This window comes from Bacillota bacterium (assembly GCA_029961055.1).
Classification (GTDB): domain Bacteria; phylum Bacillota; class Sulfobacillia; order JAIMAT01; family JAIMAT01; genus JAIMAT01.
Window position 1 is genome coordinate 1 of the sequence record JASBVM010000027.1, and the last position, 21,359, is coordinate 21,359.

The 21,359-nt window shown below is 68.2% G+C and carries 16 protein-coding genes and 1 pseudogene; 4 read left to right on the plus strand and 13 right to left on the minus strand.

The genetic code is table 11. From position 1 onward, the window contains the following. Positions 1 to 819: 819 nt before the first annotated feature. Both QJR14_07725 and fliD read right to left on the minus strand, forming a co-directional pair. On the minus strand, positions 820 to 2,001 hold the full coding sequence (locus QJR14_07725) for a peptidoglycan DD-metalloendopeptidase family protein (GenBank protein MDI3317487.1): 1,182 nt from the start codon (positions 1,999 to 2,001) through the stop codon (positions 820 to 822). A gap of 210 nt (positions 2,002 to 2,211) precedes the next feature. Then, positions 2,212 to 3,036 (minus strand): flagellar filament capping protein FliD, encoded by an 825-nt coding sequence (gene fliD, locus QJR14_07730; GenBank protein ID MDI3317488.1) that lies wholly within the window; start codon positions 3,034 to 3,036, stop codon positions 2,212 to 2,214. Between the two features lie 424 nt (positions 3,037 to 3,460). On the opposite strand from fliD, the gene QJR14_07735 reads away from it, so the two are divergent. From QJR14_07735 to QJR14_07745, 3 genes and pseudogenes are all read left to right on the plus strand, one after another. Next, on the plus strand, positions 3,461 to 3,652 hold the full coding sequence (locus tag QJR14_07735; GenBank protein ID MDI3317489.1) for a hypothetical protein: 192 nt from the start codon (positions 3,461 to 3,463) through the stop codon (positions 3,650 to 3,652). Between the two features lie 476 nt (positions 3,653 to 4,128). Next, positions 4,129 to 4,302: a transposase gene (locus tag QJR14_07740; GenBank protein MDI3317490.1), complete on the plus strand. Its 174-nt coding sequence runs from the start codon at positions 4,129 to 4,131 to the stop codon at positions 4,300 to 4,302. 21 nt (positions 4,303 to 4,323) lie between these two features. Continuing rightward, positions 4,324 to 4,671: pseudogene (locus tag QJR14_07745) on the plus strand (transposase). A 231-nt stretch (positions 4,672 to 4,902) separates the two neighbouring features. On the opposite strand, the gene QJR14_07750 reads toward QJR14_07745, so the two are convergent. Together QJR14_07750 and QJR14_07755 are read right to left on the minus strand one after the other, a co-directional pair. Next, entirely contained in the window at positions 4,903 to 5,628 is a 726-nt protein-coding gene (locus QJR14_07750; GenBank protein MDI3317491.1) for a hypothetical protein, read from the minus strand. A gap of 199 nt (positions 5,629 to 5,827) precedes the next feature. Beyond that, positions 5,828 to 8,992 (minus strand): Ig-like domain-containing protein, encoded by a 3,165-nt coding sequence (locus tag QJR14_07755; protein MDI3317492.1) that lies wholly within the window; start codon positions 8,990 to 8,992, stop codon positions 5,828 to 5,830. A gap of 1,520 nt (positions 8,993 to 10,512) precedes the next feature. Here QJR14_07755 and QJR14_07760 point away from each other — a divergent pair. Continuing rightward, on the plus strand, positions 10,513 to 11,457 hold the full coding sequence (locus tag QJR14_07760; GenBank protein ID MDI3317493.1) for a hypothetical protein: 945 nt from the start codon (positions 10,513 to 10,515) through the stop codon (positions 11,455 to 11,457). A 267-nt stretch (positions 11,458 to 11,724) separates the two neighbouring features. Here QJR14_07760 and QJR14_07765 read toward each other — a convergent pair whose 3' ends face one another. The 9 genes from QJR14_07765 to QJR14_07805 form a co-directional block, all read right to left on the minus strand. Beyond that, on the minus strand, positions 11,725 to 11,934 hold the full coding sequence (locus QJR14_07765; protein MDI3317494.1) for a hypothetical protein: 210 nt from the start codon (positions 11,932 to 11,934) through the stop codon (positions 11,725 to 11,727). A 1,132-nt stretch (positions 11,935 to 13,066) separates the two neighbouring features. Continuing rightward, complete coding sequence (locus QJR14_07770) at positions 13,067 to 14,506, minus strand: NADH-quinone oxidoreductase subunit N (GenBank protein MDI3317495.1); 1,440 nt, start codon at positions 14,504 to 14,506, stop codon at positions 13,067 to 13,069. 1 nt (position 14,507) lies between these two features. Beyond that, entirely contained in the window at positions 14,508 to 15,995 is a 1,488-nt protein-coding gene (locus QJR14_07775; protein ID MDI3317496.1) for an NADH-quinone oxidoreductase subunit M, read from the minus strand. Positions 15,996 to 15,998: 3 nt separating this feature from the next. Continuing rightward, entirely contained in the window at positions 15,999 to 17,834 is a 1,836-nt protein-coding gene (gene nuoL / locus QJR14_07780) for an NADH-quinone oxidoreductase subunit L (GenBank protein MDI3317497.1), read from the minus strand. A gap of 23 nt (positions 17,835 to 17,857) precedes the next feature. Beyond that, a complete protein-coding gene (nuoK, locus tag QJR14_07785; GenBank protein MDI3317498.1) occupies positions 17,858 to 18,166 on the minus strand; it encodes an NADH-quinone oxidoreductase subunit NuoK in 309 nt (102 codons plus the stop codon). Further along, a complete protein-coding gene (locus QJR14_07790) occupies positions 18,163 to 18,696 on the minus strand; it encodes an NADH-quinone oxidoreductase subunit J (GenBank protein MDI3317499.1) in 534 nt (177 codons plus the stop codon). The genes nuoK and QJR14_07790 overlap by 4 nt, the downstream gene beginning before the upstream one ends. After that, a complete protein-coding gene (locus tag QJR14_07795; protein MDI3317500.1) occupies positions 18,693 to 19,172 on the minus strand; it encodes a 4Fe-4S binding protein in 480 nt (159 codons plus the stop codon). Before QJR14_07795 ends, QJR14_07790 begins: the two co-directional genes overlap by 4 nt. Before the next feature lie 29 nt (positions 19,173 to 19,201). After that, positions 19,202 to 20,167 (minus strand): NADH-quinone oxidoreductase subunit NuoH, encoded by a 966-nt coding sequence (gene nuoH, locus QJR14_07800; GenBank protein MDI3317501.1) that lies wholly within the window; start codon positions 20,165 to 20,167, stop codon positions 19,202 to 19,204. Further along, a complete protein-coding gene (locus tag QJR14_07805) occupies positions 20,167 to 21,327 on the minus strand; it encodes an NADH-quinone oxidoreductase subunit D (GenBank protein MDI3317502.1) in 1,161 nt (386 codons plus the stop codon). Before QJR14_07805 ends, nuoH begins: the two co-directional genes overlap by 1 nt. Positions 21,328 to 21,359 lie beyond the last annotated feature (32 nt).

Here is a 21,359-nt window from a genome sequence, read left to right on the forward strand (position 1 = left end):
GAACAGGGCATCGCGGGCTTCGTGAACCGAACCGGGCTGCCCGGGCTGCCCGCGCGGCCGCAGGGCAACGCCAACCAGTCGGGTTCTTGAGCCAAGCGGTCTCCATGGCTCCCGGCCGGTCACCCGTGCCGACCCGGATAGGGCGGGGTGCTTCCGCTCCGCCGGTCCGGCACGGTGATCGGGCGGGTCAAGGGCAGCGAGAGCGTCCACGAGCGTTCCACGTGCGTGCGCGGGCGAGGCGGCAGCAGGAATGCCGGTGCACCGGGTGGGACCCGAAACTCGTGGAGGCCACCCCTTCTCCCCGAGTCCGGAGCGCCGCGCGTGCTGCCGCGCGGTAATGATGGAACGAGGCCTCCGCGAGCGGGTCTGGCGCTGCAAGCGGTGGGGGTCCGGGCTGGACTGCGACGAGAACGCAGCGCGAAGTCTTGCGGCCTTTGTGGGCGCCGTCGCCGGGAGCGGACCGGAACCGGAAAACGCCTGTGGACGCGTCACGCGATAAGACCTACCGCCGGGGCAGCCAGTGGCGACGACCGGCCGCTCGGAGCGATCTGGCTGGTCCGAGCAGTCGTGTACGAACCGGGCGCCCAAGCACGCTCGCCGCTTCCCGACGGCGCCGACTCTTCAAAGGGCCGAAACATCCGCTTGGACATAGCTACGCCGATCGACCAGCACGCTGGGTGCGACTGTGGACACCCACTCCCCGGCTCGCTGGTGTGGCGTCCGTCCCAGCCACTCCCAGCGAATTGCCGCCCGTCGCACGGAGCTTTCGGTTCACCTACCTGCCTACCTCGGAAGCTTGTCGCTCCTGTCGAACCCCGTCTAACCAACGTATTTCGTCGGGTCCTGCGGCACGCCGTCCACGCGCACCTCGAAATGGAGGTGCGGCCCGGTCGCCCAGCCGGTCTCGCCGACGCGGCCGATCACCTGGCCCGCCTCGACCGCGTCGCCCTGGTGGACCAGGATGGCCGAGAGGTGGGCGTAGAGGGTGGAGAGACCGTTGCCGTGGACGAGGATGACGGTGTTGCCGTAGCCGTTCATCCAGCCGGTGAAGAAGACGACGCCCGCGCCCGCCGCGTGGACCGGCGTCCCCTCCGGCGCCGCCAGGTCGATGCCCGTGTGCATCTGCACCTGGTGCAGGATCGGGTCGTAGTTCCGGCCGAAGGGACGCGTGACGACGAAGGAAGTGAGCGGCCAAGTGAGCCCGGTGTGCGCGTTGACTCCCCGGGCCGCCTCGTACTGGCGCTCGAGCCGCGCCAGCTGCGCCTGGATCGCCTGGCTCTCCTTCTCCTGCTCGTCGTAGGCCGCCTGCAGGCGGGCGGCCGCCTGCTGGTAGCTGGCGTAGACCACGCGCTGCTGGGCCGTGCGGGTGGCCAGCACCTGCTCGGCCGCGGCCACCTGCTGCGTCAGGCTCGCCACCTGGGCCACCTGCCGCTGCTGCGCCTCGGTCTCGGCGGCGACCAGGCGGCGCTCGGCCTGCACCTGCCTGAGCAGGCGGACGTTCGCCTGGACGATCTGCATCAGCTCATGGAGGCGCGTGACGAAGTCGTAGAAGTCGCGGGCGCCCAGAAGGACGTCCAGCCAGGAGACCACCCCGTTCTCGTAGGTCATGCGCAGTCCCGCGCCCAGCGCCTGCTCCTGCCTGACGAGGCGGGCCTGGTTGGCGGCGAGCGCCTGCCGCAGCTGGCGGAGCCGGGCCTGGGCCCGGGCGAGCTGCTGGCGGCGCTGCGCCAGCTCCGCCTGCGCCGACCGGAGCTGCGCGGCCAGCTGGTTCAGCTTGGCCTGGGCGCTGGCCGCCTGCGAGCGGGTGGCGGCCAGCTGGTTCCTGGTCTGGGTGGCCTTGGCCTGGCTGGCGCGGAGCTGACCCTGTACCGCGTTCATCTGGCGCTGGATGGCGGCGGGGTCCGGAATGCCTGCGGCCCTCGCCGGAAGCGGGAGTCCGCTCAGCGCCAGCCAGGCGACGAGCACGGAGGCCGCCCAGCGGCGAATCTTCCTTCGTGCCATGACAGGACGGGCTTTCCACCGCCTCCCTGTCACTTCCTGTCGACCTGTGTTACACGCCGATTACAAGCGCTCGCCCCGGCCGCCTCGGCGGGGGAGGGTCCGCCAGGGAGCGCCACTTCCCCCGGTGGCCTTTGAGTCGCCTCTGCGTCTGCAGCAGGAACGAGGCTGCCGGCCAATCCGACGACTTCCCCGCCGGTCCGTGCACCCCCATCAGCCTGAGATGCCGAATCCTGCGATGGAACCCGACGAGGAACTCCCACCCGTGTTGTTGTTGTTCAACCACCCGCTGATCGACTGGTACTGGCTGATCGCCGCCTCCATGGCGACGAACTGCTGGGTGAGCGTCTGCCGCTCGAGGTCGAGCCGGTTCTGGAAGGCGGTGATCTGGTCGGAGATCTGCTGGATCTGGTCGCTGAGCGACTGCTCGATGGAAGGGATGACTCCGCTCACCCCGTTGACGACGTTCCCGGCCATGCTGTCGACGTAGCGGCTCAGCTGGTCGACGACGCCCGTCCCGCCCGTGTTCGTGAAGAGCGCCAGCACCGCCTGGGGATTCGCCTGGAGCGCGGCGCTCAGCTTGGACGGATCGGTCACCGCCAGCTGGTTGTCCGTGCCGGTCGTTCCGATGCCCACGTCCGCCAGGCTCTGGTACGGCGTCGCGCCCGCGACGGTCGAGGTGACGATCTGGCGCAGCCGGAAGGCCATGTTCTGCGCCGCCAGGTCGTCGGCCAGCGGCCCGTCGTCCGTCGTGGTGCTCGGGTCCCCGAGCGTGGTGTCCTTCTGGAGCAGCCCGACCAGCTTGTTGTACTCGCTGACGAAGGCGTTGACGGCGTCGGTGAAGGGCTGCTGGTTGGGCGAAACCGTGATGGTGGCCGTGCCCACGCCGGTGAGCGTCATGGTCAGGCCGCTGAGCGCCCCGCTCAGGGCGACCGTGTTGGTGGGACTCGTCTGGGGGAAACCCATATTTTGCCCCTGAACCACATACTGGGCGTCGGCACCCTGTGCGCTTGGCGTCTGGAACCCGAGCGCCTGCATGAAACCACCGCTAGTCGCGGTGTCCTCCAAGCGAAGGCTTGACCCACTGCCCGTAACGGAGCTGGCGAGCTCGAACCCGCCGTTGGCGTTGAGGAAAAGCTGGACCGTCCCGTTCGTTTGCGACGAGATCTCAGCAGCGATGTCGCTGAGCAGCGTGCTGGCTGTATACTTAATTGGAATCGTCGTGGGCGTTGCGCCATTGGCCGGCGTATACGTGACCGACAATGTACCCGAAGCCGTAACCCCAAAGCTGGAGAGAGGGTCTGTCGGCTGAGCACCTGGCGGGGGAGTGCCACCGGCAATCGTAGGGGCTGCCGCAAGCTGCTGCACCTCGACGGCATAGCTCCCCGGCGTCGCGCCGTTCGTCCCGGAGACGGTCAGGACCGAGGTGTCGCTCGAGCCGGCCGTCACGGCGTTGTAGAGCGTGCTCTGGGTGAGCGCCTGGGCGGTCGACGCGAAGCTCTGGAGCTCGCTCTGCAGCGCCGACCAGGCGGTGCTGGCGGCCTGGAGGGCGCTCTGTTCCTGCTGCATCTGGGTGATCGGCTGGCTGTCGAGCTGGATCAGTTGGTTGATGATCGACTGCCAGTCGATGCCCGAACTGAGGCCTGTGAACTGAATCGGCGGCGTCGTGCTCACGATGCCGGCCCCCTTCCCGTTCTTCGCGCTTCCTTGCTTTGAGCGACCCCCAATCATCCCGCCGGTGAAAGGGCATCCGCAGCACTTGCGCTCTCGACGCCCCCGGTGCCCGGTCGTCCCCAGGCCTCGCGCAGCGGCGCGATCACCTCGACCAGCCCGTCGTCGTCAGGTCGTGCTGGCCGCGCCCGCGCCCTTCCTGCCCGGTGCCGCCGGCGTCGCTGGAGGCTTCGACCGCCTCGTCGGGGCGGACGGCGCCCGCCGGTGGCTCGTTCCTCTCTCCTGCTGGGGTATCGGGCGCGGGCGACTAGCGTTAAGCTTTTGCCCGCTGCCTACGGGCGCGGTCGCCCGGATGGCGCCTCGATCGCCAGTCTGCTCATGGTCAAGCCTGCCCGGGCGGACCCTCAGTTCTGCACGTTATGATGCTAAGCCCTTCCCGGCCGGAGTTGCCCTGGCTTCGTGCATCACCGCTTGGAACGGCGCAAGGTGGCAGCCGTCGTCCCCGGCTACCGGGAGTCGGTGGAGAGCTGGTCGCAGGGGCTGCGGGACCTGCGGGATCGGGGGAGGAACGCGCCGCGGCTGGTGATCGGGGACGGGCATCTGGGGATCTGGGGCGCGCTGGGCCACGTCTGACCGGAAGCCGACAAGAAGCGCAAGGCGTTCGAGGTCTGGTGCCAGCGACACGGGTACGCGAAGGCGGCGGAGCGTTTGGCCCGGGACTGGGAGCGGATGGTGACCTTCTACCGCTATCCCAAGGAGCACTGGGTGCACCTGCGGACGACGAACGTGGTGGAGTCGCCGTTCGCGGCGCTGCGGCTGCGGACGGACGCCGCCAAGCGGTTCAAACGGGTGGAGCGGGCGACGGCGGTCGTCTGGAAGATGCGGATGGTGGCCCAGAAGCGCTTCCGCCGGCTGAACGCGCCGGAGCTCCTGGCCAAGGTCTACGCCGGAGTGCGGTACGAGGACGGCATCGAGGTCACCCGGGAGGAGGCCGCCGCCTGAGAGCTTTTCCACACCAATTGACGGAACCTCCTCTCGGACCAGGCATCCCCGCTTCGCCCGCTTCGGTGGTCAGGCGGCGAACCCGCGGGGTGCAAACGGAGAGGCCGCATTACGTTTGATGGGTGAAGACGAGAGCCCTCTGCGTGGCGCTCGAGCGCTGCCCGCACCCTGCCGGTCCGGCCTTGAGTACACGTTCCTCACTACTTTCGCCCGCCTTTCCGTGGTCACCGCTCATGCGCCCCTTGCGCCGCGGCGTGACTGACCGCTCGGCTTTCCGCTTCGCTCGAGGAGCGCCAGAGTCCGCCTCGCGTCCAGGACGTGCCCCGCTTCCGCGAGGTAGACCGCCAAGTCTCTCAGGATCTCCGGTAGGAGATCCTGCTCGTCCGACCAGTGCGCGACGCGAAGCGCCCGGCGCCCTGCCTCCACGGCTTCCCCGCACCGGCCCTGCCGACGGAGCGCGGCGGCGAGCCCGGACCACGCCGCCGCCCTCTCACGGCCCGTCGACGCGCACCCGACGGCCGTGCGAAAGGCCGCCTCCGCCTGCGACGCCATGCCCACGTCCGCAAAGGCGCGGCCGATGTCGAGCCACAGCTCCGCGCCGCCCTCTTCCGCGTTCCGGGCCCGCTCGAGCGCCACCGCAAAGAGCGAGCGCGCCTTCCCGAGATCGGAACGCCGCCAAGCGAGCTCCGCCATCAGCAGCTCCGCGCGCACGGAGAGTTTCCGGAGCCCGTGCCGCCGCGCGAGCCTCACCTGCTCCCGCGCGAGCCGTTCCGCTTCCTCTAGATCGCCCCAGCGCGCCTCGGCCTCCGCCCAGCGGAGCCCCACTTCGACGGCTCCGGCTACACCCTGCCGGAACCAGGCCAAATCGCGCGCTTCCTGCCACATCGGGCGCGCGGCCTCGATGCGGCCAGCCACCGCCAGCCGGAAGGCAGCGTCCATGAGATCCGCGATCTGCACCCTTTCCCTCCGCTGCATGTCTACGCCGCTTACATGCCAGTCCCTCTCATGCAACAAGATTACTGAACATGGAGCTGCACGTCGCGCCGCGCCGCTGGCCATACAAGACGCCTCTGCTCTCTCATAGCAAGAGGGTGGGAGCGCTGCACGCTCCCACCCTCTTGTATTTCGCTACGGCGTTACGCCATCTGGCTCCGGTCTACGGCACAATGATAGCAGCCGTACCGTTCTGCCCGCCGTAGGTCACGGTAATTGTCGCGTTACCGGTAGCCTTGGCGGTCACAAGCCCACTGGGCGTGACCGTGGCCACGCTGCTGTCGCTGCTGGCGTAGGCCGCAACACCAGTCACGTCCTTCGTCACATTGTCGGCGAACTTTGCCGTGACCTTCAGCTGCAGCTGCGCACCAGCACTGAGCGTCGCAGAGCTAGGCTGCACCGTGATGCTCTGGAGTTTGTCCAGATCCACCTGCACCTGCAGCGTCTGCTGCTTCCCACCGTAGCTCACGGTGATGGTCGCCACGCCAGGACCCGTAGCAGTCACCAGACCCGTGTTGGAGACCGTCGCCACGCTGGTGTCGTTCGAGGAGTAGCTGGCGCTATCCGTGACGTCTGGCGTGGTGCTGTCCGACAAGTTAGCGGTCACTTTCAACTGTAGCGTCGCACCAGTGGTTAGACTCACCGGGCTGCTCGGCGTTACGCTGATAGAATTCAGCGTAACGGGTGCGCTTACGCTCACGGTGAACGCTGCTTGCTGCCCGTTGTACCTCACCGTGATCTGCGCGGTGCCTGCACCAACAGCGGTGACAAGGCCCGCCTGGTTCACGGTCGCAACGCTTTCGTCACTCGAGCTGTAGGAGGCGTATGGAGTCAAGTCCGCGTAGCCCGGCACGGCCAGGACGCTCAGCTGCGCAGTATCACCTGTTGTCATCTGGTACGGGTGCGTTGCATCGTGTGTATTCCCGTCCGGCCCCTCCACCGCCAGTCCGGTCACACCTGGCACAGTAACGTCGACCATTGCCACGCTACCACGGTAGCTCACAGTGATCCTCGCGACTCCCGGCTGCTGGGCAGTCACAAGGCCGGTGGGAGAAACCGTCGCCACAACCGGATTGCTGGAGTTATACCCGGAGATGTCCGTCACGTCCTGGGTCGTGCCGCCCACGGTGGCCGTCACCTGGAGCTGGTAAGTGCTACCCTGGTTCAGAGTCAGGCTCGATCCGCTGTTCAGCGTGAGCGAGCTGACCTGCACCGTGCTCAGGATGATCAGCCCGACCTGGCCCTTCGAGTTCAGGTAGAGCTCCGCCTTCTGCCCCTTCACTACGCTGGCCAGCGGCAGCTGGTTTGCGAAGCTTGTGTCCGCAGCGTCGAAGATCAGCGGCGTGCCCGAGATCACGTACGGGCTCAGGCCCTGCAGCTGCACGTAGCTCGACGTGACCTGCGACACCGTGCCGCTAACGGGCACAAACGCGTTATTGTAGCTGGCCACCGAGCTGACGTAGCCGTCACTGCCGACCGTGACATACACAGGCTCACCCACAAGGCCCTGGTCCACCGATACACCGCTACGAAGCGTGTACGTCGCCGCGGAACCATCGCCCATGGTCACGGTGATCGTCGTCGTGGTACCGCCCGAGCTGCTTGAGGTGGTGTTGATCTTGCTCAGGATGGCGTAGAAGTCGGTCTGCTGTGCCGAGGTTTGAAGCACCGCCACCGCGTTACCGGAGGCGTCCAGCAGCACCGTCACGTTTGCGCCTACACGGAAGTCGCTAGAACCCAGATTGCTGTTAGCGATGTAGATCGCGTTGTCCTGACCGCTGAGCTGCACGTAGGTACCGCTGCTGTCGGACCCGAACGCGGTAACCTGCCCGCTGACCGTCTTCGTGGAGACCTTGACCGCCACGGCCGTACCCCTCGTGGAAGGTCCAGCCACGTCGAAGGCGTGCGTCGACGTATTGTAAGGCGTCTCGATCTTCACTGAGATCGGCTGACCGCTGTGGGCGCTCGAGAAGTCGCTCAACGCCTTCTGGATGTCCGCGACGGCTGCACTCTGCCCGTCCAGCAGGAGCGTCGCGCCCGTCACGTCGTAGGTGCCCGTCCCGGGTGTCGCCGAGTCGAAGGTCGCAACCCGAATCTCGTCCAGCGTATCCGGCGAGGACGCAGCGGGTGTCGCCTGCGTCAGGAAGCCACTAAGGTTGTAGCGCGTGACCGCAACATTCGCGGCATTCCCGTTCGAGTCAAGCGTCACCGTCGCGCTGTACGCGCCGCTTGTAAAGCCCTTCGGCAGACGCTGCAGCTCATCCTGCGTCACCGGCGTGCCGTTGACGGAGTAGGTCGTGTCGCTGGTAACCGGATAGAGCTTGCCGCCTAGGGAGATGTAACCATTCCTGGTCGTAGTTGACGCGCTGAAGCCGCTGACGGTCCCGCTCACCACCGACGTTTGCCCGCTAGGCACTATGGTCGTGTACGCACTCGCGCCGAACGGCCGAAACACGTACACGTCCTGGTTCTGTACCGCGCTAACGTCGGTCGCTGTGGCGAGGTAGACCGTGCCGGCTACGTTCAGGTTCTTGGACGGCCAGCTGGGATCCTCGGCCATCACGCCCAGCCATTCGCCGTAAGTCGTGAGTTGCGACTTGTCGCGCTGCTTAGGCTCACCCGTTGTCGGGTTCGTGTAGTAGATCGAGAGGCCCGCATAGTCCTTGTCGAACGAGCTCGTTGCTGCGTCCCATTTCAAGTTGGTCACGAGGGCGTTGTATGCCATGAAAGCCACGTCTGCCCGCGTGGCCGGGACGTTTGCCGCCGCGTTCGTAATGCCGTTCAGGAGGCCCAGCTGCTGCGCGACTGCCATGTAGTTCGCCGGCCAGAGCCCCGTCTGTGCAGCCCCATCGTTCCCGAGGACGCGGATGATCATGGTCGCGGCCTCGGCCTCGGTCACATTATTGGTAGCGCGGAAGGTCCCATCAGGATAGCCCTTGATGATCCCCAGCGCCGCCGCCGCGTTGACAGCGCCCCAGGCCCAATTCGGAATCGAGTTCGCGTCCTTGAAAGCTGGCGTCTGATTCTGGAGCGAGTCGGCCACGGCGGCCTTGCCCGCCAAGCGCACCGCCACGGCCGCGAACTCCGCACGCGTGATCTGCTGCGTCGGGTTGGCGTTGCCGTTCTGGTCGCCCTGGTAGACGCCCACCGCCGCCAGTGCGTTGAACGCGTTCGCGTACGGATCCGTCGGCTTGACGTCTGAGAACGCGCTTTGCTTGACGGTCGATGCCGCGAAGGTGGGCATCGGCACGGCCACGAGGCTCAGCGCGAGCGCCAGTACGGTCACGACCGACAGGATCGCGGCGTACCGCTTGTTTCGTGCCTTCATACGTTTCCTCCTCGTCACACGCTATGAGGGGCTTCTGTCAGTCTGGCCAGACTTACAGAACAGAATCGGAAGCAACAACGAGGGTCGACGGGACTCATTGCTCATACCGCACTGCCGTTCTCTGGCCCCTTCCCGCCGATCACCCCCTTCGCCGGGGAGTCCCTTCGGCCGGCGGACGGCCCACGCGCCGGTCCCGCCCGGGACCAGGCGCCTGACAGAGCCCGCTTGCCAAAGAGCAGCGGCGCAGGCCGATGCCCCTGGGCATCCCTGCCACCGGGACCCATTCTAGCCTAAAACCGTTCACATTCCAGGTAAGAGGTACAACTGTAATGCAGTTGTAAAGGAGGGGGACGTCGTCTGAGAGGGGGCGCTGCCGGGCAGCGCCCATCCGGCGGGTTCCCCGGGGCCAAGAGGGGCGGGCATGCTGGCCGTCCAAACTCCTGAGGGGCTGGGTGGCAAGGGGGGTCGCCATGCCGTCGCCGAAAGCTGGGGCACGGGAACGCTGGTCGCCTGAGCGAATCGTCGAGCGGATCCGGGCCCGGCACGCCGCCGGCCTTGGGCTTGGTGCCGGAGCCGTCGTCCGGGACGACCTCCGGCTGTATCATGCCGCTTGCAGGCACTTCGGCGGCTGGCACGAGGCGCTGGAAGCCGCTGGGGTGGACCCGGCGGCCGCGCCTCGCCGCCCTCGGGTCACACGCGAGGGCGTGGCGGCCGAGCTCCGCCGGTGGGCCGAGCGCGCGCCCGTCAAGACCGCCTCCGAGCTCCAGAAGTCCTCCCCTCGCCTCTACATGCGCGCCTACCGTCTCTTCGGAAGCTGGCGCGCCATTTGTGAGGCGGCCGGTTTTCCTGCCTCCGACCGTACCCGGGGCGGCGAGGGCCCATACGTGACCATGCCGCCGGCCGAGCTCTATGAGCTTTGGCATACCCTGAGGCCCCGGCCCCTGACGCTCCGTGCCGCCATCGTACGCCGTTTCGGCTCGGTCCAAGGCCTGCGCGACCACCTTGGCATCGCAGTCCACTGGACTCCCGAGAAGGTGGCGGCTGCACTCCGCGAGTTCGCCGCCTCCGGGGGACAGGTCACAGTGGACGGGCTCCGCCGCGCAGGTCGCTCCGGTCTGGCCGCCGCGGCCATGAGGCTCTTCCCCAGCTTCGAGGCCGCGCGCTTGGCCGCAGGAATCGGCCCCGAGGCACCAGGTCCGCTTGACATGTCCGCCGGCGGCGGCTCGCATGCCTCTTGTCAGCGGCCTCGCGGCAGGTGGACACCTGAGACGGTCGTGGCGGAGCTGCGCGAGTTCGCTCTGTCCGGTCGTCCTGTAACCAGGACAGAGCTGCGCCGGACCGGGCACGGCGCGCTGGCGTCGGCAGCCTCCAGGCTCTTCGGCAGCTTTGAGCGAGCCAGAGAGGCCGCCGGGCTCACCGAAGCCCAGGACCCGGCCTCCCGTTGGACCGAGCTCCCCCCTGAAGAGCTTTATGCCCTCTGGCGATCCGCTCGTCCAAGGCCCCGAGGGTTGCGCCTGGCCATGCGCCGGCGCTTCGGCTCGGTGGCGAACCTCCGGAAGGAGCTCGGCCTGGGCTCGAGGTGGAGTGCGGAGAAGGTGACCGTGGCCCTCCGCGAATTCGCCCGATTTGGGAGGGCCGTCACGGCCAGTGAGCTCGTCAAGGCCCACCAGTGGGCGCTGCTGGCCGCCGTGTACCGCTACCATGGAAGCCTGGAAGCCGCCCGTAGAGCCGCAGGGCTTCCCCCTGGTACGCGCCGCGGTCGGGGTTTCAGGCAGGATGCGCAGTCTCTCACCCGCTCGGAGCGGGCAAAGTTGCAGACGGCCTACGCCCGGTGGGCAGGCCAGGGCCGTTCAAGTCGTCTGGGGCGCCAGATCGAACGGCGCTTCGGTTCCATCCAGCGGTTCGTCGGGTTCCTCAGCCACGATCGGGTCTGGACGAAGAAGGCCGTGGTCCAGGCCCTGCGGGAACTTGAGCGGAAAGGTCTGCGGGCGGACGCTCGAACGTTGCGGCGTACGGATAGCGGTCTCTTCTACGCCGTCTACCACCTCTTCGGCTCGCTGGCGGCGGCCCGCCGCGCCGCTGGGGTGGCTGATCCGGTCGACCGACGGCTGAGAGGACTCCCCTCCGATCTCACCGCCTTGACCCCCCTCCAGCTCTACCGGATACGCTGGGAGCACCCGCGCTCCCGGCGGGTGAAGGCGGAGGTGCGGAGAAGGTACGGTTCCCTGCGCGCCCTCGAAGCGGCTCAGGGCTTCACCAGCCGCTTGACCGGGGAGCAGGTACTGGCCGGGCTCCGCGAGTGTCTCGGTCACGGATGCGAGAATGTCGAGACGCTTTGGCGGGATCAACCAAGCCTCGCCGCCTCCGCCGTACGGCTTTTCGGATCCCTTGCGAACGCCTGGAAGCATGCGACCCAGGCAGAGGCGGAGTCTCCGGGCGAAGAAACGCTGGATGGACGCCAGTGACCATAGGGTAGGATGCTGCTCCCGCGCTCGATCCGCCTCACCCGAGCCGTGGATCGTCGTCGTCCGCGCGGCTCCGGGCGGACGGCGGATCCGCGAGGAGGACGGCAAGGGCCGAACGCTCCACGCCTACAACTGACCGTGCGGCTCTGGTACTGGCCTATGGACAGCGGAGGGCAGCCTAGGCCACCTTCGGCGGCCCGGCCAGCGCGGGCACCCTGTTCAGCCCCGCCCTCCCTCCTCGCTGCCGGGCGGGCGAGCGGCGGGCCGTCAAGCGCTCGCCAAGTATCGGCGGAACCACGCCTCGAACCTCCGCCACGCTTCCCGTCTCTCCTCCTCGGTCATGCGGAGCTCGATCTCGGCCATCGCGCGGAGGGCTGCCTCGGCCGCCCGTCCCGCCTGCATCTTGTCTCTGATGTCCTGAGCCGCCGTGAAGGCCTGCCGGGCCCGGACCCACCGATCGATGAGCGTCTCGTCCACCGCTTCTCTCACCATCGCCCTTGTACTGTGCCATGCGCGCGCTTTCAGGACCGTGGCGCAGGTTCCTGCCATGACCGGCGGGGTCGTAGGCGAACCCGCTGGCGCGCACCTGCCGCCTGCGAAGCCACCCGATCCGGTACAGCTACCGGAAGCAGATATGTGGAGGGGCTCGCCCCGCCTTCGGGTTCATGTTGGGGACGGGATAGGGGGCCAGCCAAGCCGTCGAATTGACAAAGTCTCCCAGAAGTGTTGGGGACGGATTGGGGACCGAAGGCTCCGATTGTCCCCAATTCTGGGCACCACTCTACGCGCTGGTCAACGCCGCAAAGCCGCTCAGGACAACGGTTTTCGCCCCTGGCAACGTCACCCATTCCGCCCTCGCGAGAAGGGACAGTTCATCGCATCTCTCCCCTGAAATCCTGGTCGGAGGCGGGCTTCCGGCTTCTCAGCCCCCCTGCCGGGGACCAGCTCGGGGACGGAAGCCATGCCGGCGCCGCTCGCCCGCCCCCGGCCTTTCGCCCAACATTCCACCACCGGTCGGCGGCCTTGGCCACGCGTCCCGCTCCGGCCGGGGCTGCCGGGCCCGCGGGTGCGGCCCCGCTCCACGGCCCCCCGGCGTTCAGGGGTCGCGCTCGAGGCCGGCACCGGGGCCACGGGCTGTCCGCGGGCGCGGAAGTGGTGCGGGTGACAGCGAGGACGCGCCGTTCCTCCTCGGGGGTGCAGGACGTGTGGCGGGGACGGTCGATGAGAACCTCCTCGCTCCTCAGCCCGGCCTGGACCCCGGCGTGGCAGAATGGGAGGTCGTTCGGCCGTCCCGCCGGGTACTTCGAGATCAGAAGGTCGTGGGGCTCCGGGCAGTACCCGGTGATCCCCGTGGTGTTCGGGTTTCGGACCGGGATCAGGCGCTCGCGCCACCCGTCACGAAGGCGGGGGGTCTTTTCCCCGACCCCTTCGCCGCAGACCCGAAGGCTTCATGGAAGAGCGAGCCCTCTGGCTCCGACGGCGCTGATGATCGGCATGGGCTCCGGCGCCTGAACCCCTGGTGCGGATCCCGCAGGAAAAAGCGGGGATCCGCCGCCCCCCGGCCGATCCCCGCCGGCTCACACGCCTGCCCGCTGCGACGCCGCCCGGCTCACTGGAACCAGGCGGCGCGCGCCACCCAGCCGAGGAAGCCGCCGGGCGCGAGGCCGACCAGGATGACCGCCAGCGCGGTCACCGCCACGCCCAGCCCCACGCCCCACGAGGGGTGGAACGGCTGGGCGTGCCCGTCGGCGGGCGCCCGCACGAACATGGCGTGGATGACGCCGTAGTAGTAGTAGACGCTGATCGCCGAGTTGATCCCGATGGCGATGGCCAGCCAGGCCATGCCGGCCTGGATCGTGGCCTGGAAGAGGTAGAGCTTCCCCCAGAAGCCCGGGAAGAAGGGGATGCCGATCAGCGAGAGCATGAAGAGCGCCATGGCCACGGCCAGCCACGGATTCCGCTGCCGGAGGCCGCGGATCCCCTCGAGGCTCTCTTCCTCGCCGGCGTCGCCCAGCGCCACCACCACCGCGAAGGCGCCCAGGTTCATCACCGCGTAGACCAGCACGTAGAACATGACCGCCTGGAAGCCGAGCGAGGTGCCCGCCGCCAGGCCGGCCATGATGTAGCCGGCGTGGGCGATGGAGGAGTAGGCCAGCAGCCGCTTCAGGTTCCGCTGGTGCAGCGCCGAGACGTTGCCCACCACCATGCCCAGGACCGAGAGGACGGCGAAGACCGCCCGCCAGTCGGCCTGGAGCGGCACCAGCGCCGTGAAGAGCAACCGCAGGATGGCGGCGAAGGCGGCACCCTTGGAGACCACCGACAGGAAGGCGGTCACCGGCGTCGGAGCGCCCTCGTAGACGTCGGGCGCCCAGAGGTGGAAGGGGACCGCGGCGATCTTGAAGCCGAGGCCGACCAGCACCAGGAACATGCCCGAGAGCGCCAGCGGGTCCGCCCCCGCCTCGGCCAGCCGGCGCGCCAGGAGCGTCATCTCCGTCGTGCCGGTGGCGCCGTAGAGGAGCGAGAAGCCGAAGAGGAGGACCGCCGAGGCGACGGCGCCGTTCAGGAAGTACTTGAGCGACGCCTCGTTGGAGCGGGCGTCCCGCGTCATCATCCCCGCCAGCAGGTAGGAGGGGATCGTCAGCGTCTCCAGGCCCACGTAGAAGCTGACCACGTCGGCGGCGTTGAGGAAGAAGAGCGCACCGGCGCTGGAGAAGAGCAGGAGCGCGTAGAACGCTCCCGGGGAGATCCCCTTCCTGTCCACGTAGGGGGTGCTCATCAGGACGACGATGATCAGCGCGCCGATCAGCACCATGCGGAAGAAGAGCGTGAAGAGGTCGCTGTAGACCATCCCGCCCAGCACCGGCTGCGCCTCGACGGGCGTCCAGAGCAGGCTGACGAAGGCGACCAGGAGGCCGATCACCGTCAGGTAGGGGCTGGCCGCCCGCTCGCTCGCCTCGCTGCTGAAGGCGGCCAGCACCAGGAGCAGCAGGCCCAGGCCGGTCAGGATCAGCTCGGGCAGGATGCTGGCGAGGTTGAAGGCCGACGGCATCCTAGAGACCACCTCCCAGGCTGGCGAGCAGGCGGACGAACTGGAGGGCGCTCGGGTTGGTCAGGTGGACCAGCGTGGCCGGCAGCACGCCGAGCAGCAGGGTGAAGGCCATCAGCGGCAGCATGCTCACCGCTTCCCGCCTGCTGATGTCCGGCAGCCCCCGGTGCTCTTCGTGCGGCTTACCCATCAGCACGCGATGCATCAGCATCAGGTTGAAGGCGGCCACCATCACCAGGCCCAGCGCCGCCAGGAAGACCTGGGTCGGATAGACCCCGATGGTCCCCGCCAGGGTGAAGAACTCGCCCACGAAGCCGGAGAGGAAGGGCAGCCCCAGGTTGGCGAAGGCGGCGAAGGCCATGAAGGTGGCCGCGACGGGCGTCGCCTCGTACATGCCGTTGACGCGGTCCATGTCGCGGCTGTGCGTCCGGTCGTAGAAGACGCCGACCATGAGGAAGAGCATGGCCGCCACCAGCCCGTGGGAGACCATGACGAAGACGGCCCCGTTGACCGAGAGCGGCGTCCCCGCCGCGATCCCGAGGACGGCGAAGCCCATGTGGCTGATGCTGGAGTAGGCGACCACGCGCTTCATGTCCTTCTGGGCCAGCGCCGCGAAGGCGGCGTAGAGGATGTTGATCACGCCCAGGATGCCGAAGAGCAGGGCGAAGTGGCGCGCCGCCTCGGGCAGCGTCGGATCGCTGATGCGCAGGAAGCCGTAGAGCCCCAGCTTCAGCAGGATGGCCGCCAGCACCACCGAGATGGGCGTCGGCGCCTCCACGTGCGCGTCAGGAAGCCAGGTGTGGAACGGCCAGATGGGCACCTTGACCGCGAAACCGGCGAAGAGGAGGAGCCAGATCCAGTCCTTCCACTGCGCCGGCACCATGGCCGGCGCCAGGCGGGCGATCTCCGGGATGGAGAAGGTGCGGAAGCCGGTGAAGGCGTAGAGGGCCACGATCCCCACCAGCATCAGGAGCGAGCCGACCATGGTGTAGAGGAGGAACTTCATCGCCGCGTACTCCCGGCGCGGCCCGCCCCAGATGGCGATGAGGAAGTACATCGGCACCAGGACCAGTTCCCAGGCCACGTAGAAGAGGACGTAGTCCAGCGACTCGAAGACGCCCATCACCGCCGCCTCCAGGAGGAGGAGAAGGACGAAGTACTCCTTCACCCGCTCCTCGATCCCGTAGGAGGCGATCACCGCCACCAGCCAGATCAGCGCGGTCAGGCCGACCATGGCCAGGCTGATCCCGTCGACGCCCAGGTAGTACTGGATCCCCAGCGACGGCACCCACGGCACCCGTTCCACCCACTGGAAGCCCGGGCGGGCCGGGTCGAAGCCCGCCAGCGCCACCGCGAAGGCGACCAGCTCCAGCCCGGTCACGGCCGTCGCCCAGCCGCGGAGCGCCGCCTTCCGGTCGCCCGGCAGGAGCAGGGTGATGAGAGCGCCGGCCAGCGGCAACAAGAGGAGGATCGAGAGAATCGGAGCGTGCAAGGCTTACCCTCCCATCACCTGGAATACCAGGAGGCCGATGAGCGCACCCGCCAGCAGGATCATGGCGTAGGCCTGGCCGCTGCCCGAGGCCAGCTTCCTGACGCCGTTGCCCACGGTCATGACCAGCCAGCCGGTCCCGTTGACCAGACCGTCGATCACCCAGCGGTCGAAGGCGCCCACCGCCGTGCTGAGGCCGAGGGTCAGGCCCACCACGCCGGCGGCCACGTGGTCGAAGTAGAGCTTCTGCTTCAGCGCCACATAGAGCGGCTTCAGGTCGCGGATCGCCTGCCGCCGGTCGACGGCGCCGGTGGCGTATACGCCCAGCCCGACCAGGATGCCGAGGAGCGCCGCCGTCACCGCCATCAGGCTGACCAGGCCGTTCGGCGGCACCTCCGCCGCCTCCACCGGCGGCCGGACGAAGTGGCTGAACCAGGAGCCCAGCTGCGGCGCGCCGAGGAAGCCGGCCAGCGTCGCCGGCACCGCGAGGACGATGAGCGGCACCAGCATGACGGCGGGCGACTCGTGCGCGTGCTCCCAGATCTCCTTCACCCGCGGCGCGCCGAAGAAGGTGAGGACGACGGCCCGCGTCATGTAGTAGGCGGTGAGGAAGGCGGCGAGGAGCGCCAGCCAGAAGAGCACCGGGTAGGCGGAGCCGAAGGCCTGCGTCAGGATCTCGTCCTTGGAGAAGAAGCCGGCGAAGGGCGGGATGCCGGAGAGCGCCGCCGCGCCGATCATGAAGGTGATGGCGGTGCCCTTCATCTTCCGCCAGAGGCCGCCCATCTCGTGCATGTTCTGCGTCCCGGTGGCGTGGATGACGCTGCCCGACCCCAGGAAGAGCAGCGCCTTGAAGAAGCCGTGCGTGATCAGGTGGAAGAGGGCCGCCGCGTAGCCGCCGACGCCCAGGCTCAGCATCATGTAGCCGAGCTGGCTGATGGTCGAGTAGGCGAGCGTCTTCTTGATGTCCTCCTGGACCGTGGCGATGAGGGCGCCCACCAGCGCGGTGACGCCGCCCACGATGGCCGCGGTCACCCAGGCGGCGGGCGCGGCCACGAAGATGGGGTAGGCCCGGGCCACCAGGAAGACGCCCGCGGCCACCATGGTGGCCGCGTGGATCAGGGCGCTGACCGGCGTCGGGCCGGCCATGGCGTCGGGCAGCCAGATGTGGAGCGGCACCTGCGCCGACTTGCCCACCGCGCCGGCGAAGAGCAGGAGGCCGATCAGCGTCAGCGTGCCGGTGGGGATGCCCGCCAGGCTGGCGTCGAACTGGAAGGTGTGCGTGTGCAGGAAGTAGAGCCAGATCCCGACGAACATCGCCGCGTCACCCAGCCGGGTGGTCAGGAAGGCCTTCATGCCCGCGCGGGCGTTGTCCAGGTCGCGGAACCAGTGCGCGATCAGCAGGTAGGACTCGAGGCCCATCAGCTCCCAGAAGAAGACGAACTCCAGGAAGTTGTCGGCGATGACCAGCCCCAGCATGGCGAAGACGAAGAGCGTGATGTTGGAGAAGAACCGGTTGTAGCGGTCGTCGCCATGCATGTAGCCCCGCGAGTAGGTGACCACCATCCAGGAGACCAGGCTGACCATGACCAGCGTGACCGCTTCCAGCGGCCCGACGCGGAAGCCCATCGGGACCGTGGTCTGGCCGATGGTCAGCCAGGGGAAGGTGACGTGCGCCGTGGCGCCCCCCAGCACCTCGGCCAGCGTGACCAGGCTGAGGACGAAGGCCAGCCCGACGCCGGCGATGCCGAAGGTCGAGGCGCCTTCCTTCAGTCGCGGACCCAGGAAGAGGGTGAGCGCGAAGGCGACCAGGACCACCGCGGGGATTATCCAGACGTGTTGCACCACCCGCTCCTCACCTCTCGCTCTCAGTCGTGCAGCGTCCGCACCTCGTTGACGTCCACGGTGCGCCGCCGCCGGGCGATGACCAGGATGATGGCCAGGCCCACGGCCGCCTCCGCGGCGGCGACGGTGATGACGAAGATCGCGAAGATCTGGCCGCTGACGCCCACCCCGGGCAGGTAGCGGGAGAAGGCGACCAGGTTGACGTTGACCGCGTTGAGCATCAGCTCGATGGACATCAGGATGGTGATGGCGTTCTCCCGTCGCATCGCCCCGAAGAGCCCGATGGAGAAGAGGAGCGCGGCGAAGACCAGGTAGTAGCCCAGCGGGATCACGGGCGGTCCTCCTTCCTGACGGTGAGGACGATGGCGCCGATCATGGAGGCCAGGAGGAGGACGGAGGCCACCTCGAACGGGACGACGTAGACCGAGAAGAGGCCGTCGCCCAGCGCAGCCACGCCCGGAGCGGCCCCCGCCGGCCGGTCGACGCCCAGGGCGGCCCAGCTGCGGCCATAGGCCCAGACCAGGACCGCCGCGAAGAGCCCGGCGACCAGGAGAGGCAGGACGCCCCAGGCCCGCGAGGTGAGGCGCGCGAAGAGGTTGGCCCGGTCGCGGCCGCTGATGGCCGGCATCTCCGAGAGCATGATGGCGAAGATGGTGACCGTCAGGATGGCCCCGGCGTAGATGATGATCTGCACCGCCGCCAGGAAGTTGGCCTCCAGCAGCAGGTAGATCCCGCTCACGCCGACGAAGGCCAGGGCGAGAAAGAGCGCCGCGTGGGTGACGTTGGGCGTGGTGGCCACCTTCCAGGCTGCGAAGAGCGTCACCGCCGCCAGGACGACGAAAGCGACCAGCGACCCGTTCATAGCTTCTCGCCCAGCGCCACGCGCCTGGCATGGGAGTCCACCCAGATGTTGGCCAGCTGCTCCTTGTTGAAGACCAGGTCGTCCTGGGTGTACTGCGCGAGATCGACCATGTCCGCCATCTCCAGGGCGTCGAAGGGACAGGCCTCGACGCAGAGGTTGCAGACCATGCAGCGCGAGAAGTCGAGGAAGAAGACCTCGGGCTTCTGCAGGTGCCGCCCGTCGGGTCCCACCGGCTGGCGCACCTCGATCACCGAGATCGGGCAGGCGCGGGCGCAGAGCCCGCAGCCCGTGCAGTTCAGGTCGCCCTTCTCGTAGTTCCACTTGAGCGCGGGGATGCCGCGCGTCCCGCTGACGTACTCCGGCTTCTCCTCCGGATAGCGGACGGTGATCTCGGGCTTGAAGTACTCGTGCCACGTGGTGGCGTGGCCCAGCACCAGCGCCTTGGACGCCTCCCAGACGCGCGCGAAGATGTTCACGTTTCGCCCTCCTTCCGCACCGGTCCCGCTCACAGCACCGCCAGCCAGATCCCGGTCAGCGCCACGTTGATCAGGGCCAGCGGCGTCAGGAACTTCCACCCCAGGTCCATCAGCTGGTCGATGCGCACCCTGGGCAGCGTCCAACGGATCCACATCGCCACCCAGACCAGCGTGTACGTCTTGATCAGGAACCAGAGCCAGCCGGGCAGAAGCGGCCCGTGCCAGCCGCCGAAGAAGAGCGTGACCGCCAGGGCGGAGCTGGCGAAGAGGTTGGTGTACTCGCCGAACAGGAACAGGGTCCAGCGGATGCCCGAGTACTCGGTCAGGTAGCCGGCGACCAGCTCCGACTCGCCGGAGACCAGGTCGAAGGGGACCCGGTTCAGCTCGGCCAGCGAGGCGATGTAGAAGACGATGAAACCCAGGATCTGCGGGATCACCAGCCAGAGCCGGTCCTGCTGCTCGGCGATCCGGCTGAGGTCCAGCGTGCCGGTGATCATCACCACGCCCAGGAAGGAGAGGATGAGCGGGATCTCGTAGCTGACCAGCTGCGCCACCCCGCGCATCGCTCCCAGGAGGGAGTACTTGTTGTTCGACCCCCAGCCGGCCATGAAGTAGGAGATGGCGGTGAAGGCGCTGGCAGCCATGGCCAGCACCAGGCTCCAGTCCATGCGGACCAGGGTGAGGTGCGGGTCGTACGGGATCACCAGCAGGACCAGGACACCCGGCACCATGGCCAGGACCGGCGCCCAGAACCAGACCGGCCCGTCGGCCATGGCCGGGCGGATATCCTCCTTGGCCAGCAGCTTGACGCCGTCCGCCAGGCTCTGCAGGATGCCGGCCGGGCCGCCCACCACCTCGGGACCCACCCGGCGCTGGAAGCGGGCGGCCACCTTCCGCTCGCCCCAGATCACGACGTAGGCGTTCAGGCCCACGAACGCCAGGGTCAGCACCACCTTCAGCAGCGCCCAGAGCGCGTCGCTCAGCCAGACGGGCACTAGCGGTCCACCTCCCCCATCACCGGGTCGAGGCTGGCCAGGATGGCGATCAGGTCCGCCACCTTCAGCCCCTTGGCCAAATAGGGCAGAAGCTGCAGCATCGTGAAGGTCGGCGAGAACCAGTGGATCCGGTACGGGTGGACGCCGCCGTCGCTGGCGATGTAGACGCCGTGCTCGCCCCGCGGGCCTTCGGCCACCGTGAAGACCTCCGCCCCCTTGGCGGCCTTCATCGGCCCGCGCGGAAGCTGCCCGAGGATCGGGCCGTCCGGCATATCGCGGACGGCCTGGCGGATGATCTTGATGCTCTCCAGGATCTCGTACATGCGCATCCAGCTGCGCTCGTACGTGTCGCCCTTCTCGCCCGTCACCATCTCGAAGTCGAAGCGGTCGTAGACGAGATAGGGCCGGTCCTTGCGCAGGTCGCGGCGGACGCCCGAGGCGCGGGCCACCGGCCCCGTGGCCCCGTAGGCGATGGCCACCTCCCCGGGGAGGACGCCGACGCCCTCCGAGCGCGCCTTGAAGATCGGGTTCTCCATCCAGAGCGTCTTGTACTCCGGCCAGGCCTCGCGCTCGATGAAGTCCAGGAACTCGAGGAGCTCGCCGGTCCAGCCCTCGGGGACGTCGTTGTGGACGCCGCCGATGCGGATGTAGTTGGGGAACATGCGCTGGCCGGTGGCCTTCTCGATCAGGTCGTAGCCCAGCTCGCGCTCGCGCCAGGAGAGCAGGAAGGGCTGGTAGCCCGCCAGGTCGAGCGCGATGCTTCCGATGTACAGGAAGTGGCTGAGGATCCGGTTCAGCTCGGCGAAGATCACCCTCAGGTACTGCGCCCGCTCGGGCACCTCGATCCCCAGCAGCTCCTCCACCGCCATGGAGTAGACCAGCTCGTTGTTGAGCGGGCTGAGGTAATCCGTCCGGTCGGTCATGGGGACGATCTGCGGGTAGGTCATCAGCTGGTAGATGTAGTCGTGGTTGCGGTGCAGGTAGCCCAGCACGGGGTCCACGTCGACCACGGTCTCCCCGTCCAGGGTGAGCACCGCCCGGAAGACCCCGTGGGTGCTGGGGTGCTGCGGCCCGAAGTTGAGCTGCATCGTCCGGCGCTCGCCGCCGGTCTCGATGGGCTCGACCATTCCCAGCTCCTCGGGGCTCATCCCTTCGGCCATCCCTTCACCCCTTCCCCGGCGCCGTCGCCCGT

Excerpts from the sequence above, each read along its gene's own strand:
- QJR14_07725 (MDI3317487.1), bottom strand. The coding sequence starts at position 2,001 with ATGGCACGAAGGAAGATTCGCCGCTGGGCGGCCTCCGTGCTCGTCGCC.
- fliD (MDI3317488.1), bottom strand. The coding sequence starts at position 3,036 with ATGCAGGCGCTCGGGTTCCAGACGCCAAGCGCACAGGGTGCCGACGCC.
- QJR14_07755 (MDI3317492.1), bottom strand. The coding sequence starts at position 8,992 with ATGAAGGCACGAAACAAGCGGTACGCCGCGATCCTGTCGGTCGTGACC.
- QJR14_07760 (MDI3317493.1), top strand. The coding sequence starts at position 10,513 with ATGCGCCGGCGCTTCGGCTCGGTGGCGAACCTCCGGAAGGAGCTCGGC.
- QJR14_07770 (MDI3317495.1), bottom strand. The coding sequence starts at position 14,506 with ATGCCGTCGGCCTTCAACCTCGCCAGCATCCTGCCCGAGCTGATCCTG.
- QJR14_07790 (MDI3317499.1), bottom strand. The coding sequence starts at position 18,696 with ATGAACGGGTCGCTGGTCGCTTTCGTCGTCCTGGCGGCGGTGACGCTC.
- QJR14_07805 (MDI3317502.1), bottom strand. The coding sequence starts at position 21,327 with ATGGCCGAAGGGATGAGCCCCGAGGAGCTGGGAATGGTCGAGCCCATC.